The organism is Marinilabilia salmonicolor (assembly GCF_003003035.1).
GTDB lineage: Bacteria > Bacteroidota > Bacteroidia > Bacteroidales > Marinilabiliaceae > Marinilabilia > Marinilabilia salmonicolor_A.
Window position 1 is genome coordinate 16,987 of sequence record NZ_PVTS01000004.1, and the last position, 15,863, is coordinate 32,849.

Here is a 15,863-nt window from a genome sequence, read left to right on the forward strand (position 1 = left end):
TAATTTTTTACAATTCAGAAATGGTATTATTCTGTAATTTATAACTCTTTTTACACTTTGTACAGTGTAATTCGGAAGAAAGCTTATTGCCGCATTCACAAACAAATCCATGTTGTTTTGCGGGGTTCCCATACCATAAGGTATAGGCAGGTACATCCTTTGTGACAACACTTCCTGCACCGATTAAAGCATATTTGCTAATGGTGATTCCCCCAATGATTGTAACGTTAGCTCCAATAGATGCCCCTCTTTTTATTAGGGTTGTGGAGAATTTTTCCGGATATTTCTTTGAACGGGGTACTATGTCATTGGTAAATGTGACATTAGGACCTAAGAAGACATCATCTTCGATGGTTATGCCATCCCAAAGAAAAACACCGGACTTTACAGTTACATTTTTGCCAATGATGACATCATTTTCAATAAATGTATGGCAGTTGATATTACAATTTTCGCCAATTCTAGCGTTTTTAAGAATCACAGAGTACTGCCATATCTGGGTGTTCTTTCCAATGTGGGGGCTCTGTACATCAGCTAATCTATGAATCTTTACCATAGATTTTGAATAAGGTGTAATCGCGAATATAATCCTCTTCTGAATAAAGATTGGATGCTAAAACCAATTGGACAGCATTGTGTGAGTAATGCATATTATGCCAACACAATTTCGGTAAATATAAGCCTTCATCAGGTTTGGATAAGGTATATGTTGCTTTAAACCCATCCTGCATCTCGATGTTAATGTTAATAGTTCCAGCAACAGCAACAAGAACTAATTCTTTATTTATATTGGCATGCCCTCCTCTCGTCACATCTTGTGGTGTGAAATAGGTCCAATAGGCACGTTTTATTTCAAAGGGGACTTCTTTGTTTCCTTCAGCAACAGAAAGGTAGCCAAGGGTTGAAGAACCAATTGATTTGAAGTTAATAATGTGTGGTTTTTCCATTTAAATAATAGTTAACTTAGATGGGTTGAATTTCCCATTTTAAATCAGGCCTAATAACACCTTTCATTTTGCTAAAATTCGCACCCTGTCCGGTACTTGTGTTTTGCACTTCAAAAGCAAAAATATCTTTGTTTACAAGTAAGGGGTATCTTTGATCTTTCCCGAAAACAATTTTGATATAGTAAATTCCTGCATTTAAAGTGTGAGGAGGTAAAAAACCATTTACAACAAAAATCCCTTTTTTTGCATCTCGATTTGTAGAAACTAGTGCGCCCTGGTGAAAAACTATAATCTCATCGTGGGTGCGAATTTCCATTGTACAATCCAAATTAATATTGGGAAGCTTGTTCTCAAATTCAATTGTAAATTGAATGCCTGAATCAATATTTAATTCATTACCCCTCCTTGGTCTTACTTCTATCTTTCTAAGTTCAATACTATCATTTGATGTTTCGGGGTTGTTTTTTGGGAATGTTTTTGTTGTTGATGTTTGAATGTTACCTTGTTGGAGATAAAAGTCTACACTTTCTTTGATATCTCCTGTAAAAGCCTCTGTCCCGTTAACTAAGACCATGCCTGATGTGCAAAGTGTTTTCACACTCGCCATATTATGACTCACAAACAGCACCGTCCGACCATCATTGGTACTCACATCCTGCATTTTCCCGATGGCCTTTTTCTGGAACTCCGCATCGCCCACCGCCAGTACTTCATCCACCACGAGAATTTCCGGTTCCAGGTGGGCCGCCACGGCAAAGCCCAGGCGTACCTTCATACCGCTGGAGTAACGCTTCACGGGGGTGTCTAAGTATTTGGCCACGCCGGCAAACTCCACGATCTCGTCGAGCTTGCGGGCAATCTCCCACTTGCGCATACCCATGATGGTGCCGTTCATGTAGATGTTTTCGCGGCCTGTCATCTCGGGGTGAAAGCCGGTGCCTACCTCGAGCAGTGAGGCCAGGCGTCCTTTCACGCTGATGCTGCCGGTGGTGGGGGAGGTGACGCGGGAGAGGACTTTCAGCAGGGTGCTTTTGCCTGCGCCGTTTTTGCCAATGATGCCTAGTACTTCGCCCTGTTTTACTTCCAGGTTGATGTCTTTGAGGGCGGCGATGTGCTCTCCTTTGGTGGCCTTGGCGGTGCGGTCGTTGACGCCTCCTACGAGGGCGTAGGGGTCATCTTTACCGCGGATGTTCATTTGCCACCAGCGGTTGAGGTCGTGGGAGAGGGTGCCGGTGCCTATTTCGCCGAGGCGGTAAATCTTTGAGAGGTTTTCTATTTTAATTACAGTATTACTCATGTATTTCCACTAATGTTTTATTGGCCCTTCGGGCGGTTGCTCCGCAACTTTTTTTGTCCACAGATTCCACAGATTAACACAGATTCTTGTGTTTTGCGGGTTTGGGGTTCCCCTTTCAGGTTTACCCTGTGATATTTTCTACAGGGGGGTTAGGGGGTATGGTTTGGGTGGTTGCTGCGCAACTTTAGGTTGTCCACAGATTCTTGCAAGCAAGCGGCATAGCCGAGCGACACAGATTTACACAGATTATTTTGTATTAAGTTTTGTGAAAGAGAATATATTTCAGCTACAATACAATCCGTTTGTATTGGAGACTTTTACATCCAAAGTTTAATAAAATGCCTACTTTGAAATTGGTGGCTTTTAGATAATTCAATACCTGTGCTTCATGATCTCCACATAGCTCATTTAAAGCCTTTAGTTCAACAATAATTTTGTCATAACAAATAAAGTCTGCAATGTATTTCTTTGATAGGACGTGGTCTTTATATTGGATTTGTAATGGCACTTCCCTTTCATTTTTAATGTTTCTGGTTTTGAATTCGATGCTTAATGCTTCCTGATACACTCCTTCAAGAAAACCAGATCCAAGAATTTTATGAGCTTCCATTGCAGCTCCAATAATTTCGTAAGTTTCTTCTTTGAAGGGAAATTCTTTTGGGGTTAGGTTAGTCATAATTTTAAAAATTTAAAATCTGTGTAATCTGTGAAATCTGTGGATCCCCCAAAACAAAACGGCGCAGTCGTTTTTATATTTTATTTGTGGACTCATTTTAAGCACCACTTTAGTATATCATCGTCCGATGTATTGATTGGGGTATTGTATTCTAAAAGCTTCAAGTTAGTTGATCAACCAAGACAACCTTTAATTCTTTGAATTTATTAAGCTGATTGTCGTTGGTTATGAAAAAATCTGAACCAGATTGTAATGCAGATGCCAGTTGGATTGCGTCAGGAGTTTTAAAGCCATATTTAGCTCTGATTTTTGCAGCATTTTTGGCAATGTCCGCATTGATATCAAGCATCTCTATTGATGGCGAATAACAAAGAATGTTTGAGTACTGCTCAGACAACTCAACCTTGTCATTCTTTAAGGGGTGTATTAGTACTTCAATAAGAGTAATAACAGAGGTGCTGAAAATAAACAGTCCTTCTGCATTGGCATTAAACAGTTTTTCCAAACGAGTAATGTACGCTGGATTTTCTTCGATAAAATAGATGATAGGTGCTGTATCCAGAAAAATTTTTTTCCCTGAAAACTTTTTGATTAATCCCATGTTTTTCGTTGAGAATCTATGTATTCATTCACGTTAATGTTTTTCCAAAGGTCTTTACCCAAGCCTTTTAGGCTGTTTAGTCCTTGTCTTGCAGTTAATTTTTGTTTTTTAAAGCTATGTATGATCCTGTCCATAACTTCAACTTTCTCATCATAACTAAGACCTTCTATTTGGGATAATATTTGGTTTATATGGTTGGTTTTAGTTTGCATGGCATTCATTTTTGTTAAAGATAAGAATTTTAATCGTTGGTGGCTGATTTTTATTCTGCGGGCTGGTGTTGCTTTGCAACGTTTTTCTGTTCACGAATTCTTGCAAGCAAGCGGCAGAGCCGAGCGTTTACAGATTTTCACAGATTAATTTCTAAGTATTATTCAGCAGCCCTTATTCAGCCTGAATAAATTGAAAAACATCCGGCAACCGATGTTTAAAATAATCTGGTGTTTTTTCGGTCATTAAAACTATTTCTCCTTTTTCAATCTGTAATAAGTTTGTATAAACATCGCTCTGCTTTGAGTTATCAACGAATAAAATATTATCAAAAAATCGAAAATATAAATTTGCGTTTTTATATCCTGCTTTCCATTTCAAATCTATTGTTTTATTATCCACAAAATGACCTTTAAATTCAGTACGCACCTGAACTCTGTGTCTTGCAATGTCTTGATTATCCAAGCAAAAGAAAATCAAGTTTATTTGATATCCATTTTCTTTAAATACTTGTGGCCAGTGTAAGGGATGTGCATCGAAATTTGTTTCGTAGCAAAAATCCATTTTATATAACAAAGCCTTTTCAATGGATGCTTCAAAAGATTTTGTTGTTTGATTCTTAGCCATAGTTTCCCTGAATTCACTGTCCGGCAAGCTGTGGTAATTTTCTAAATACAATCTGTCCTAATCGAAAGAAGTTAATCCTTCAGGTAAAAATGAAGAAGCGAAAATGGATTTACCTGCACCATTACAACCGGCAATGATTATTAAATCAGGCATTTGATTTTAAAGCATTTCTGAGTTCAGAGCTTAATTTGCCTTTCTTTTTCCGTATTTGGAAAAGTTCTTCTTTGGGTATAACTTGATTATTCAAAATAATCCTTGCTTTACTCATTTGTTGAGTAACTTTTATTCCTGTTATTAATTTTTCTTTACACATGTCACAAAATTAATCATATTTTGGTTAGATCGAATTTACCCTTTCTGGATTTTTATTGACAAGTTTTATTGGCTTGCAAATAGTTTAATATTTCAAGGGTTTCGGCCATATATTAACGTTTTATCATAGAATGATAGTATTATCGTTTGAGTTGAAGCAGAGTGTTCTCCTGGTGTTTTTCAGGAAGGACTTTAATTCGATGTATATTGAGTCCATTGATAATTGATCATTGATTTCTCTCCACGCCTACGGCGCGGTGAGTCACAGTTGGCCCACCTGCATAAACATATTGTACTACGGTGCAAAAATAGAGAAGTTTCGGGGAAAGTGGATAAAAATGGAGGGGGAATTTGGGGGTTTGCTGAGGGAGGGGCGGAAGTTCAGAGAGTTAGGAGGTGACTTGCGCAACATTTTGTCCACGAATTAATACATTGCATGCGGCTTGTTGCTTCGCAACATTTTCTGTCCACGAATTACACGAATTTATCGAATTATTGCCCTTCGGGCTTTGTGTTGCATAGCAACACTTTTTTTAGAACTGCTTGCAGTTCTAATCATTCGCATAATTTGTAAAATTCGTGGACAAGCAAAAATAACGGCGCAGCCGTTTATATATTTTTTATTGGTGGACTCACCTAACGGACAATTCTTTTGTATCTCAAAGATAATTCACCGAAGTTAATTAAGAGGCCTAATTTGAAGCCTGTTGTTTTTAGGTAATTGAATGTCTGAGATTCATGTTTGGAAACCAGGCATTCCAGTGCTTTTGTTTCGATGACTATTTTGTCGTAGCAGATGAAATCTGCAGTATATTCTTTTTTCAAAGTTTGGCCCTTGTAATGCACTTTTAAGGGTGCTTCCCGTTGGTATGGGATGTTCCTGTTTATGAATTCTATTTCCAAAGCTTCCTGATTCACCCTGTGTAATAGGATTCATTATAAAGAAAATTCTTTATTCTATTCTTGATATATCTTTTGCCATAAGTTGTTTTTAAGTATTTTTCTCTATGAGTGGCATCCTGTTGGTTTAAACAAGCCTCGAAATATACCAGTTTTAGTGGTATTCGATTTTTAGTAGAAGCTACTTCTCCATTATTATGGGCTTTCAAACGTTCTTCCAGGTTAGAGGTGTATCCTGTGTAGAACATTTTATCTTTTTGACTATATAAAACGTATGTATAATACATTATTACACAGGGTAAACCTCCATTGCAGCGCCAATTATTTTGTAGGATTCATCTTTACCCCGTGTAATAATTATTTGTCAAGTATTCAATGTAAAATACGAGATAAGAATGCTTAAAGAAAGCTATTACACAGGGTGAATAGAGGATTTGATTTTGGGCTAGAAGGTCAGGCATGGCTTTTAGGATTTTGGGTTTCTTACTAATTGGTTATTTGCCCTGCGGGCGGTTGCTTCGCAACTTTTTTTGTCCACGAATTACACGAATTTTACGAATTATGCCCTGCAGGCGGCTTGCTGCTTCGCAACTTTTTTTTGTCCACGAAACGATTGAAAGGAGTTCGATAACACCTTAAAAGGATGATTGTGATGTTGTCAATTCTTGCAAGCAAGCGGCAGCGCCGAGCGACACGAATTTAACGAATTAATAGACCAGCAAGCAGTTCTTGAATAATGTTGCTTTGCAACATAAGCAGCGAAGGCAAAAAATTCGTATAATTCGTGAAATTCGTGGACCCAAAACAAAACGGCGCAGTCGTTTTTATATTTTATTTGTGGACTCATTTTAAGCCCCTCTAACAGTTATATTTTTCTTTGAGTGCTTCGAAGAGTATCTCGTCGTCCGATATATCGGTTGAGGGATATGGGCGATAGTATTTTAGTTTGAGTTGAAGCAGAGTATTCCACGGAAACTTTTTGGCAAGAGTCTTTAACTCGTTGTATGTTGAGTCCATTGATAATTAATCATTGATAATTGATCATTGAATCACCTCACGCCTACGGCGCGGTGAGTCACAGCTGCCCCACCGGGAAAAGATCAATTTTTACTACGTGGCAAAAATAGCGAAGTTTCGGTGGATGGTGAAAAACCATACACTAAACTTTTCGGGTTATGACATAACCTCCGGTTTTTTTGCTGCCTTGGCGTTCAATAAAATTTTTTCGTGTAAGATTTCTTATATGTCGTTCAATGGTTTTGTAAGGGATTCCTAATTTTTTGGAAATGTTTAACATGTTGATGCCGGGTGTTGCTCTTATACTTTGTAGTATCTTAAGTTCCACTTCATTTAATCCCTCATTTAATCCCTCATTTAATCCCTCATTTAATCCCTCATTGTCTGGAATCGGCTTTAAGGGGATTATGGTTAAAAAAACATCATTTTCTTTGAATTGAATATTGTTGTTACCTGAGTATGCCATTGAATATTTAAAGACATTCTGAATGCCAGTTCCAAGCTCTTCTGTGCGCCCCATTTGGGTAAACATTTGGGCAATGTGTGGATTTTTGGGGTAAGGTTCGTAATTGCCTGGTTTAAGAGTTTGATGAATATGTGCTTTATTGGCATTTTTTGTTTCTAACCTGTCTTCATAAATAATGAAAGATGTAGGAAAGGAATTGGAATATTCGCGATGTATCAGAATGTTAGCAACCACCTCCCTGAAAATTTTGTCGCGCAGGGATACTCGTTGATCGTTTTGCAGATAAAACTTATCCGGTAGATGCTTGGCCACAAAAGCCATAAGTTTGTCATAGGCTTCAATGATGTTGCATCTGATATTTTCCCGGTCGTCATATCTTTCAATGTGGTCTCTACGCAGGAGTGCGTCTATTTTGAAATGGGGTAATGCACTTTGAATAATTTCATCTTTCCCAAATAGTAACAATGCCGACATAGTAAAGCCTTCTTTACCTGTGGCAAGGTCTTTTCTGTACAGACCGGCAGTTCTAAAGAACTCTAGATCGGTTAACTCATTCCATGGGTGATCTGGTCTGTTGCTTCGAATGATTTTACGGCAACGTTCCACTATTCCCTCTGCAAAGTCATTTTGTTCAAGAAAAGGATAAATGGTGTTTTCCGAATACTGAGTACTTTTTCTGACGTAAACTTGTTTAAGCTGCTCTCCGGTTGATAATTCAAAGTCCCCATCAGCACTTCTGTCATAAATTTTCCCTTTGAATTGATGTACTTGTGATGAAGCCGGTACAAGGATGTAAACAAGGGTTTTATCCTGATATTTTACTATTTGGGCATCGATAAGGAATGAAGGTGATAACAATTGTGGATTATTACTGGTATTGGATATTTGTTTAACAAGTTGTTCTGCAATGTGAGGTTCGATACCTTCTATGGTCTTGTCGTCGGTTACTCCTAATACAATTTCTCCACCATTTCGATTTAAAAAGGCACAGATGGATTCAAACAGACTGGAAGGCAGTTGTTTCTTTGCTTTTTTGAATTCTATAGTAATTCCTTCTCCCTGTTGGAGGAGTTTTTCTATTTTTTCAGCATTTATCACGAAGCTGTATTTGTTTTTGCTAGAAAAGTCGTTGTTGTGTAACCATTTTTTTTGAGATAGCAGATCGCAACAGTATTGCTCTTGTTTGCAAAGGAGGGGGTGCCGTTCATGTAGATGTTTTCGCGGCCCGTCATCTCGGGGTGAAAGCCGGTGCCTACTTCTAAAAGTGATGCCAGGCGGCCTTTCACGCTGATGCTGCCGGTGGTGGGGGAGGTAACGCGGCTGAGGACTTTCAGCAGGGTGCTTTTGCCTGCGCCGTTCTTGCCTATGATACCGAGTACTTCGCCTTGTTTTACTTCGAGGTTGATGTCTTTGAGGGCGGCGATGTGCTCGCCTTTGGTGGCCTTGGCGGTGCGGTCGTTGACGCCTCCTACGAGGGCGTAGGGGTCGTCTTTACCGCGGATGTTCATGGCCCACCAGCGGTTAAGGTCGTGGGAGAGGGTGCCGGTGCCAATTTCACCTAATCTGTAAATCTTCGAAAGATTTTCTATTTTAATTACGGTATCACTCATTTTTTTCCACTAATGTATTATTGGCCCTTCGGGCGGTTGCTTCGCAACGTTTTTAGGAACCGCGAATTAAACGAATTAAGCGAATTATTGCCCTACGGGCGGTTGCTTCGCAACTTTGTGTTTATCCGTAGATGTCGCAGATTCTTTGCGAGCAAAGCGGGATAGCCGAGCTAAGCGAATTTTTAACAGCTACGCTGCTTATTAAACCGCAAAGCGGTTTGTTAATTCGCACAATTCGCATAATTCGCGGTTTATATTTAGCGTTAAGAAAATCATTTTGTTTATCGTTCTTTCACAATGCGTTGATAATCTAATGAATTTTTCCCAAAGTTTACAAGTATTCCAAGCTTAAAGCCAGTTGTCTTAAGGTAATTGAATACTTGTGCTTCATGAATGTTATCAAATTCAGTTACAGCTTTTGTTTCTATGACTATTTTGTCGTAGCAGATGAAATCTGCGGTGTATTCTTTTTTTAAGGTGTGCCCCTTGTAATTTACTTTTAGAGGTGCTTCCCGTTGATAGGGGATGTTTCTGTTTTGGAATTCTATTTCCAGGGCCTCTTGATATACTGCTTCGAGGAAACCAGGGCCAAGTTCGCGGTGTACCTCCATTGCGGCACCAATAATTTTGTAGGATTCGTCTTTGTAGAGGATTTGATTTTGGGCTAACAGGTCAGGCATGATGTATGATTTTTTGGCTTTCCGCTAATTGTTTGTGCCCTGTGGGCGGGTGTTGCTTCGCAATTTTTTTTTTGGTACCGCGAATTAAACGAATAACGCGAATTTATGCACTGCGTGCGGCTGTTGCTTTGCAACGTTGATTGTCCACAGATTTCACAGATTAAGGGATTACGGGGTGGGGGTTCCCCTTTCAGGGGGTTAGGGGGTATGCGGTAGGGCGGTTTATTTTAATTACTGTGTTACTCATTTTTTTATCCACTAACGGTTATATTTCTCTTTGAGTGCTTCGTAGAGAACATCATCGTCTGATATACCCGTTGGGGGATATGGGCGATAGTATTTTAGCTTAAGTTGAAGCAGAGTATTCTCCGGGTGTTTTTCAGCAAGCATTTTTAATTCGATGTATGTTGGGTCTTCGTTTAAGATCATTGTTTTTTTATGCTCTTCTTGACTTAAGGATGGAATTACCTGGCTGGCGCTCTATTCGTTATTTAATTTCAAAATTTCCTGAATAATATTGTCTGCAATTCTAAAATCAGTTTTCAATAATTTGTTAATCAGGGGTTTCACTTTTGGGATGATTGACATTTGTTTAGCTTTATGAATCACACCAAGAGCACCGGTTACTTTAAAATGTAATTGAGTTGCTAATTTTCTGGCTTTTAAATCATCCAATAACAATGTTACATCTTCGAATTCAGCAGCTAATGCTATTGCACTTGCTTCGGCATAGTCAACCTGTGTTTCAAGAAACTTTTGGTATTTTGTATCCCTTACGGATTGAATTTTTACCCAATCAGGGAGTTTTTCACCAAATTCCTCAGCGATTTCGGGGGTTGTTATTAATTCTCCATATACTTTTTCTAACAAACTGAATTCATCAATTTTGTGAAAAAGAATAAGTGTGCTTGTATCAGAAATTACAATTCTATGCATTTGCTATATCTGAATGTAAATCAGTTATTGAATCGCTGAAAACCGATACTCCATATTTCCCAAGCATTTCTATGAAAGCTCTTTTGGATAATCCAACTATTTCTGCTGCCTGACCGGCTGATAATTTGGCTTCCTCATATAGTTTTGAAGCAACTATCATTGAAAAGTCATAATCTTTTAAATCAAGACCATCAGGAATATTTAATTGAACTGTTCTCATAATTGGTTTTTTTCAAAGTATCACAATACTAATATTGCGTCACATTATGTATGATTAATTAAAGGTAAGATATAATTCTAATATTCAAATACTTTAGGCGCAGCCTGGTTTACTGAGGCGGTAGATCTTGGAGAGGTTTTCTATTTTGATTACTGTATTGCTCAGGTTTTTCCACTAATGTACTATTGGCCCTTCGGGCGGTTGCTTCGCAACGTTTTGAGGAACCGCGAATTAAACGAATTAGGCGAATTTTTTAACAGCTTTGCTGTTTATTAAACCGCTTTGCGGTTTGTTAATTCGTACAATTCGTTTAATTCGCGGTTTATATTTAGCGTTAAGAAAATCATTTTGTTTGTCGTTCTTTCACAATGCGTTGATAATCTAATGAAATCTTTCCAAAATTTACAAGTATTCCAAGCTTAAAGCCAGTTGTCTTAAGGTAGTTGAATATTTGTGCTTCATGAATGTTATCAAATTCTGTTACAGCTTTTGTTTCAATAATTATTTTGTCGTAGCATATGAAATCTGCGGTGTATTCTTTTTTTAGGGTGTGGTTCTTGTAATTTACTTTTAGAGGAGCTTCCCGCTGGTAGGGGATGTTTCTGTTTTGAAATTCTATTTCCAAAGCCTCCTGGTAGATAGCCTCGAGGAAACCAGGGCCAAGTACTCTGTGTACTTCCATTGCGGCACCAATTATTTTGTAGGCTTCATCCTTGTAGAGGATTTGATTTTGGGATAGGAGGTCAGGCATGATTTTTAGGATTTTGGGTTTTTACTAATTGTTTTTTGCACTGCGTGCGGCTTGTTGCTTCGCAACGTTTTTTTGTCCACGAATTTCACGAATTAATAGAACTGCAAGCAGTTCTTGAATAATGTTACTTTGCAACATAAGGGCCGTAGGCCAATAATTCTTAACGCTCGGCTCTGCCGCTTGCTTGCAAGAATTTGTGTAATTCGTGGACCCCAAACCAAACGGCACAGCCGTTAAATATTTTATTTGTGGACTCATTTTAAGCCCCTCTAACGGTTATATTTCTCTTTGAGCGCTTCGTAGAGAACATCATCGTCTGATATACCCGTTGGGGGATATGGGCGATAGTATTTTAGCTTAAGTTGAAGCAGAATGTTCTCCGGGTATTTTTCGGCAAGGGACTTCAATTTGGTGTATGTTGGGTCTTCGTTTAGGCTCATTAAATTTGATGTTTGGAATTTAATGGTGAACTATTCTTTTTATTTTTGTTTCTAAATCAGGCAATGTGGTATTAATTATTTGCCAAACTTCTTCTGCATCAATTCCGAAATAGTTGTGAGCTATAATGTTTCTAAAGCCCCGGATTTTAAACCAGTCAATTTCTGATTCTGAAGAATGCTTGAAGTTTTCGGATAGTCTCTCAGCCATTTCTCCGATAATGATGAAATTCATCAGTGCAGCATCGAATGTTTTTGATTCACTGAAGAAGTCGTCCGAATTAGAGCAATCAACAGAGTACTGCTTAATTTTTTCGATGGATTCTAAGATATTAAGCAAACAGGCAAAATCCTTATGAGAACCATTAAACATATTTGATTTCTGAAAGAATCTGGTTTTTAAAGATTGGTTTTATGTATTTTATACGGCAAATATCAACAGGTCTGTTAAATTTCTTCTGTATCTCTTGCTTGAGATTGAGCTTAAGCGAATATAAATCAGGAGTGTTAGGTTCAAATTCAATTGCAATGTCAATATCGCTATCAGCTTTTTGATCTCCACGAGCCACTGATCCGAATAATCCAATCTGAGTCAGATGATAATCTCTGCTCAATCTTTCTTTATTGGCTTGCAAATAGTTTAATATTTTACGGGTGTCTACCATATACAATAGTATTTATTGGTTAAATATATGGAATTTTTGCATTCGTTTAAACTTTTGTAATTATCTGATAAAAAACTAATATGATAATTTAAAAATCTGTGTTCATCTGCGTCATCTGCGGATAACAAAAAATCGCGAAGCGATAATAAATTTTTGCGGATTACACTGTATCGATAAAGTTTCTCTCCGTTTTATGAAACACCACGATACCTGCCGTCAACAATATGGTGGCAAAGGCGATGCTGTACCCCAAACTTATCCAGCTGAAGTGACCGGCACCCAGGAAGGCATATTTGAATGTCTCCATGAGGGGGGTGATGGGGTTGGCCAGGATGAGCATTTTTAGTTTGCCATCGGGGATGGTGCTGAGGGGGTAGATCACCGGGGTGGCATACATTAGCAGTTGTACGCCAAACTGCAACAGGAAGGTGAGGTCGCGGTATTTGGTGGTGAGACTGGTAAATATGAGTCCGGCACCCAGGCCGAACATGGCCATTAGTAATACCAACAGTGGTAGTAGCAGGATATAGATATTGGGCTGAACGCTGGCATTTCCCGATATCAGGTAATAGGCATAGACGGCCAGGAAAAACATGAATTGTATTCCGAATTTTATGAGTCCGGAGGATACTTTGGCAAAGGGCATGATGAGCCGGGGGAAATAAACCTTGCCAAAGATGTCGGCATTGTCCTTAAATGTTTTGGAGGTGGTGTTGAAGCTCTCGGCAAAGTAATTCCAGAGGGTGACTCCGGCCAGGTAGAACAATGCTCCGGGTACGCCATCGGTACTGATCTTGGCGATGTTGCCAAAAACCAGGATGTAGATGGCGGTGGTGAGGATGGGCTGCACCACAAACCAGATGGGACCCAGGACGGTTTGTTTGTAAATGGTGATGACATCCCGCTTAACGAACATGTAGAGCAGGTCGCGGTAATTCCAGATTTCCTTGAAATTGATGTCGAATGCATGCCGCTTGGGGCGGATGATGAGGTCGTAATTTTCAGTCATTGGTATTTATGAGGGGTTGCTTGCGCAACGTTTTTAGGAACCGCGAATTTAACGAATTAAATGAATTTATGCACTGCGTGCGGCTGTTGCTACGCAACTATGGGTTGTCCACAGATGGCACAGATGAACACAGATTATTGGTAATTGATCATTGATAATTGGTCATTGATAATTGGTCATTGATAATTGACTTATGCACTGCGTGCGGCTGTTGCTACGCAACTATGGGTTGTACGCAGATGGCGCAGATGGACGCAGATTTATTGGTTAATAATTCTGTTTACCTTTTTATCGAATGTAAATATGGTAGCATTTTTTTCTTTAACAAAAGCAATCAGAAGAGCATCTGCATAATCGACTCTATTCCCGGCAAAGATTGACAATGCTTTTTTTATGATTTTAGGTTCATTGATTGAAATTGTTGGGTATTCAAACAAATCGAGAAGGGTACTCTTTATAATTTCATCAGGCACCTGATAAACTTTTTGTAATACATACACAACTTCAGCAATAATCTCACCTGGCAAAAACACGTTGTAATTCTCAATAACAGAAGCTGATTTCAGATATTGTTCATCAATGTCTTTTAGGAGATACCGGAGTATGTAATTGGCATCAATGATTTTCATACTTATCTTTGACGTGTTTTTCCCAGGCTGTTTTTTCTTCAGCTACTTTATTGGATGATGCAAATCTCTTCAGGCTACCGGCTGCTTTATATTCCTTATTCTGTGAAGAGTCATTAGTATTGTTATTGTCCTCCAGGAGCAGGATAACTCTTACTTTTTTACCATTTTCAAGATATCCGGAAATGTTTTCCGGAACTGTAATGGTTTTATTTTTTAGGTTTGATGTGAATTCTACTGCCTTCATTTGTCATCTTTTTATCAAAGATAATGATATAATTACTGCGGTGCAATGTGGTTGTCCGGGCACTTTTTTTATTTTAGTATCACTCATTTTCCCACTGATTGTTTTTTTGCCTTGCGTGCGGCGGTTGCTTCGCAACTATGGGTTGTCCACAGATGGCACAGATTTACACAGATTATTGGTAATTGATCATTGATAATTGACTTATGCCCTGCGGGCGGCGGTTGCTTCGCAACTTTTTTGGAACCACGAATTCTTGCAAGCAAGCGGCAGAGCCGAGCGACACGAATTAAACGAATCTATGCACTGCGTGCGGCTGTTGCTTCGCAACTTTTTAGGAACCGCGAATTTAACGAATTAAACGAATTTATGCACTGCGTGCGGCTGTTGCTTGCGCAACTATGGGTTGTCCGCAGATGGCAAAGATGAACACAGATTATTGGTAATTGATCATTGATAATTGACTTAGGCCCTGCGGGCGGCGGTTGCTTCGCAACTTTTTTGGAACCACGAATTACACGAATTAAACGAATTTATGCACTGCGTGCGGCTGTTGCTTGCGCAACTTTGGTTCGTCCGCAGATGAACACAGATTATTGATCATTAATCATTGAGTTTCCTCCACGCCTACGGCGCGGTGAGTCACAGTTGGCCCACCTGGAAAAACATATTGTACTACGTTACAAAAATAGGGAAGTTTCGGGGAAAGTGGATAAAAATGGAGGGATATTTGGGATTTGCGGGGGGAAGGGCGGAAGTTCAGAGGGTTAGGAGGTGGCTTGCGACATTTTGTCCACGAATTTATGCACTGCGTGCGACTTGTTGCTTCGCAACTTTGTAGGAACCGCGAATTACACGAATTTTTGCCCTGCGGGTGGCTGTTGCTGCGCAACTTTTTTGGGAACCGCGAATTAAACAAATTCTTGCAAGCAAGCGGCAGAGCCTAGCGAAGCGAATTTTTAACAGCTTCGCTGTTTATTAAACCGCAAAGTGGTTTGTTAATTCGTACAATTCGCATAATTCGCGGTTTATATTCTGTCTTATGAAAATCATTTTGTTTATCGTTCTTTCACAATGCGTTGATAATCTAATGAATTTTTCCCAAAGTTTATGAGTATTCCAAGTTTAAAGCCAGTTGTCTTAAGGTAATTGAATACTTGGGCTTCATGTATGTTATCAAATTCTGTTACAGCTTTTGTTTCAATAATTATTTTGTCGTAGCATATGAAATCTGCGGTGTATTCTTTTTTTAAAGTATGGCCTTTGTAATTTATTTTTAGAGGTGCTTCACGCTGGTAAGGTATGTTTCTTTTTATGAATTCTATTTCCAAAGCCTCTTGATAGACTGCTTCGAGAAAACCAGGGCCAAGTTCGCGGTGGACTTCCATGGCGGCACCGATAATTTTGTATGATTCATTCTTGTAGAGGATTTGATTTTGGGCTAATAGGTCAGGCATTGTATTTGAGTTTTTGGTTTTCTGCTAATTATTTTTGCCTTCGGGCGGTTGCTTCGCAAAGGGTTTTGGAACCGCGAATTTATCGAATTGAACGAATTAGGATTGGCATAGCCAATCAATAGAACTGCCATGCAGTTTTGAAAATTCAAATAATTCGTGACGCTCGGCTCTGCCG

General features: G+C 39.0%; 23 protein-coding genes. All 23 read right to left on the minus strand.

Annotated elements, in window-relative coordinates; translation table 11 throughout:
* Window positions 1–7 precede the first annotated feature (7 nt).
* Entirely contained in the window at window positions 8–556 is a 549-nt protein-coding gene (locus BY457_RS04895) for an acyltransferase (protein ID WP_106152211.1), read from the minus strand.
* A complete protein-coding gene (locus BY457_RS04900) occupies window positions 540–947 on the minus strand; it encodes a sugar 3,4-ketoisomerase (protein ID WP_106152212.1) in 408 nt (135 codons plus the stop codon). The genes BY457_RS04895 and BY457_RS04900 overlap by 17 nt, the downstream gene beginning before the upstream one ends.
* 16 nt (window positions 948–963) lie before the next feature.
* Entirely contained in the window at window positions 964–2,244 is a 1,281-nt protein-coding gene (locus BY457_RS04905; RefSeq protein WP_106152213.1) for an ABC transporter ATP-binding protein, read from the minus strand.
* 286 nt (window positions 2,245–2,530) lie between these two features.
* A complete protein-coding gene (locus BY457_RS04910; protein WP_106152214.1) occupies window positions 2,531–2,920 on the minus strand; it encodes a GxxExxY protein in 390 nt (129 codons plus the stop codon).
* Window positions 2,921–3,080: 160 nt separating this feature from the next.
* Entirely contained in the window at window positions 3,081–3,521 is a 441-nt protein-coding gene (locus tag BY457_RS04915) for a type II toxin-antitoxin system VapC family toxin (protein ID WP_106152215.1), read from the minus strand.
* Complete coding sequence (locus BY457_RS04920) at window positions 3,512–3,733, minus strand: hypothetical protein (RefSeq protein WP_106152216.1); 222 nt, start codon at window positions 3,731–3,733, stop codon at window positions 3,512–3,514. The genes BY457_RS04915 and BY457_RS04920 overlap by 10 nt, the downstream gene beginning before the upstream one ends.
* 172 nt (window positions 3,734–3,905) lie before the next feature.
* Window positions 3,906–4,358, minus strand: a complete 453-nt coding sequence (locus BY457_RS04925; protein ID WP_146130952.1) for a hypothetical protein — start codon at window positions 4,356–4,358, stop codon at window positions 3,906–3,908.
* Window positions 4,359–5,306: 948 nt separating this feature from the next.
* The gene (locus tag BY457_RS04930) at window positions 5,307–5,588 is read right to left on the minus strand and encodes a GxxExxY protein (protein ID WP_258176619.1); all 282 of its coding nucleotides are present in this window, start codon (window positions 5,586–5,588) and stop codon (window positions 5,307–5,309) included.
* Window positions 5,585–5,857 carry a GIY-YIG nuclease family protein gene (locus tag BY457_RS19330; protein WP_106152219.1) on the minus strand — a complete coding sequence of 91 codons (273 nt, stop codon included), beginning with the start codon at window positions 5,855–5,857 and terminating at the stop codon, window positions 5,585–5,587. The genes BY457_RS04930 and BY457_RS19330 overlap by 4 nt, the downstream gene beginning before the upstream one ends.
* Window positions 5,858–6,729: 872 nt before the next feature.
* Window positions 6,730–8,151 (minus strand): RNA-binding domain-containing protein, encoded by a 1,422-nt coding sequence (locus BY457_RS04940; protein ID WP_106152220.1) that lies wholly within the window; start codon window positions 8,149–8,151, stop codon window positions 6,730–6,732.
* Entirely contained in the window at window positions 8,148–8,663 is a 516-nt protein-coding gene (locus BY457_RS04945; RefSeq protein ID WP_308738100.1) for an ABC transporter ATP-binding protein, read from the minus strand. Before BY457_RS04945 ends, BY457_RS04940 begins: the two co-directional genes overlap by 4 nt.
* A gap of 281 nt (window positions 8,664–8,944) precedes the next feature.
* Entirely contained in the window at window positions 8,945–9,343 is a 399-nt protein-coding gene (locus BY457_RS04950; protein WP_106152221.1) for a GxxExxY protein, read from the minus strand.
* A 258-nt stretch (window positions 9,344–9,601) separates the two neighbouring features.
* Complete coding sequence (locus BY457_RS18980) at window positions 9,602–9,772, minus strand: hypothetical protein (RefSeq protein ID WP_181256380.1); 171 nt, start codon at window positions 9,770–9,772, stop codon at window positions 9,602–9,604.
* Between the two features lie 51 nt (window positions 9,773–9,823).
* Window positions 9,824–10,279, minus strand: a complete 456-nt coding sequence (locus BY457_RS04955) for a DUF3368 domain-containing protein (RefSeq protein WP_106152222.1) — start codon at window positions 10,277–10,279, stop codon at window positions 9,824–9,826.
* Window positions 10,272–10,499 (minus strand): UPF0175 family protein, encoded by a 228-nt coding sequence (locus BY457_RS04960; RefSeq protein WP_106152223.1) that lies wholly within the window; start codon window positions 10,497–10,499, stop codon window positions 10,272–10,274. Before BY457_RS04960 ends, BY457_RS04955 begins: the two co-directional genes overlap by 8 nt.
* Window positions 10,500–10,842: 343 nt before the next feature.
* Entirely contained in the window at window positions 10,843–11,250 is a 408-nt protein-coding gene (locus BY457_RS04965; protein ID WP_106152224.1) for a GxxExxY protein, read from the minus strand.
* A 269-nt stretch (window positions 11,251–11,519) separates the two neighbouring features.
* The gene (locus BY457_RS18985) at window positions 11,520–11,690 is read right to left on the minus strand and encodes a hypothetical protein (RefSeq protein ID WP_181256382.1); all 171 of its coding nucleotides are present in this window, start codon (window positions 11,688–11,690) and stop codon (window positions 11,520–11,522) included.
* A gap of 19 nt (window positions 11,691–11,709) precedes the next feature.
* Window positions 11,710–12,027, minus strand: a complete 318-nt coding sequence (locus BY457_RS04975) for a HepT-like ribonuclease domain-containing protein (protein WP_219885136.1) — start codon at window positions 12,025–12,027, stop codon at window positions 11,710–11,712.
* Between the two features lie 25 nt (window positions 12,028–12,052).
* Entirely contained in the window at window positions 12,053–12,352 is a 300-nt protein-coding gene (mntA, locus tag BY457_RS04980) for a type VII toxin-antitoxin system MntA family adenylyltransferase antitoxin (RefSeq protein ID WP_106152227.1), read from the minus strand.
* 160 nt (window positions 12,353–12,512) lie between these two features.
* Window positions 12,513–13,361 carry an ABC transporter permease gene (locus BY457_RS04985; RefSeq protein WP_106152228.1) on the minus strand — a complete coding sequence of 283 codons (849 nt, stop codon included), beginning with the start codon at window positions 13,359–13,361 and terminating at the stop codon, window positions 12,513–12,515.
* A 260-nt stretch (window positions 13,362–13,621) separates the two neighbouring features.
* Window positions 13,622–13,990 (minus strand): PIN domain-containing protein, encoded by a 369-nt coding sequence (locus BY457_RS04990; protein ID WP_106152229.1) that lies wholly within the window; start codon window positions 13,988–13,990, stop codon window positions 13,622–13,624.
* On the minus strand, window positions 13,977–14,234 hold the full coding sequence (locus BY457_RS04995; protein ID WP_106152230.1) for a hypothetical protein: 258 nt from the start codon (window positions 14,232–14,234) through the stop codon (window positions 13,977–13,979). Before BY457_RS04995 ends, BY457_RS04990 begins: the two co-directional genes overlap by 14 nt.
* A gap of 1,055 nt (window positions 14,235–15,289) precedes the next feature.
* Window positions 15,290–15,688, minus strand: a complete 399-nt coding sequence (locus BY457_RS05000) for a GxxExxY protein (protein ID WP_106152231.1) — start codon at window positions 15,686–15,688, stop codon at window positions 15,290–15,292.
* Window positions 15,689–15,863 lie beyond the last annotated feature (175 nt).

Coding starts and splice junctions, on each gene's coding strand:
- BY457_RS04895 (WP_106152211.1), bottom strand. CDS start 556: ATGGTAAAGATTCATAGATTAGCTGATGTACAGAGCCCCCACATTGGA.
- BY457_RS04900 (WP_106152212.1), bottom strand. CDS start 947: ATGGAAAAACCACACATTATTAACTTCAAATCAATTGGTTCTTCAACC.
- BY457_RS04905 (WP_106152213.1), bottom strand. CDS start 2,244: ATGAGTAATACTGTAATTAAAATAGAAAACCTCTCAAAGATTTACCGC.
- BY457_RS04910 (WP_106152214.1), bottom strand. CDS start 2,920: ATGACTAACCTAACCCCAAAAGAATTTCCCTTCAAAGAAGAAACTTAC.
- BY457_RS04915 (WP_106152215.1), bottom strand. CDS start 3,521: ATGGGATTAATCAAAAAGTTTTCAGGGAAAAAAATTTTTCTGGATACA.
- BY457_RS04920 (WP_106152216.1), bottom strand. CDS start 3,733: ATGCAAACTAAAACCAACCATATAAACCAAATATTATCCCAAATAGAA.
- BY457_RS04925 (WP_146130952.1), bottom strand. CDS start 4,358: ATGGCTAAGAATCAAACAACAAAATCTTTTGAAGCATCCATTGAAAAG.
- BY457_RS19330 (WP_106152219.1), bottom strand. CDS start 5,857: ATGTATTATACATACGTTTTATATAGTCAAAAAGATAAAATGTTCTAC.
- BY457_RS04945 (WP_308738100.1), bottom strand. CDS start 8,663: ATGAGTGATACCGTAATTAAAATAGAAAATCTTTCGAAGATTTACAGA.
- BY457_RS04950 (WP_106152221.1), bottom strand. CDS start 9,343: ATGCCTGACCTGTTAGCCCAAAATCAAATCCTCTACAAAGACGAATCC.
- BY457_RS18980 (WP_181256380.1), bottom strand. CDS start 9,772: ATGATCTTAAACGAAGACCCAACATACATCGAATTAAAAATGCTTGCT.
- BY457_RS04955 (WP_106152222.1), bottom strand. CDS start 10,279: ATGCATAGAATTGTAATTTCTGATACAAGCACACTTATTCTTTTTCAC.
- BY457_RS04960 (WP_106152223.1), bottom strand. CDS start 10,499: ATGAGAACAGTTCAATTAAATATTCCTGATGGTCTTGATTTAAAAGAT.
- BY457_RS04965 (WP_106152224.1), bottom strand. CDS start 11,250: ATGCCTGACCTCCTATCCCAAAATCAAATCCTCTACAAGGATGAAGCC.
- BY457_RS18985 (WP_181256382.1), bottom strand. CDS start 11,690: ATGAGCCTAAACGAAGACCCAACATACACCAAATTGAAGTCCCTTGCC.
- mntA (WP_106152227.1), bottom strand. CDS start 12,352: ATGGTAGACACCCGTAAAATATTAAACTATTTGCAAGCCAATAAAGAA.
- BY457_RS04985 (WP_106152228.1), bottom strand. CDS start 13,361: ATGACTGAAAATTACGACCTCATCATCCGCCCCAAGCGGCATGCATTC.
- BY457_RS04990 (WP_106152229.1), bottom strand. CDS start 13,990: ATGAAAATCATTGATGCCAATTACATACTCCGGTATCTCCTAAAAGAC.
- BY457_RS04995 (WP_106152230.1), bottom strand. CDS start 14,234: ATGAAGGCAGTAGAATTCACATCAAACCTAAAAAATAAAACCATTACA.
- BY457_RS05000 (WP_106152231.1), bottom strand. CDS start 15,688: ATGCCTGACCTATTAGCCCAAAATCAAATCCTCTACAAGAATGAATCA.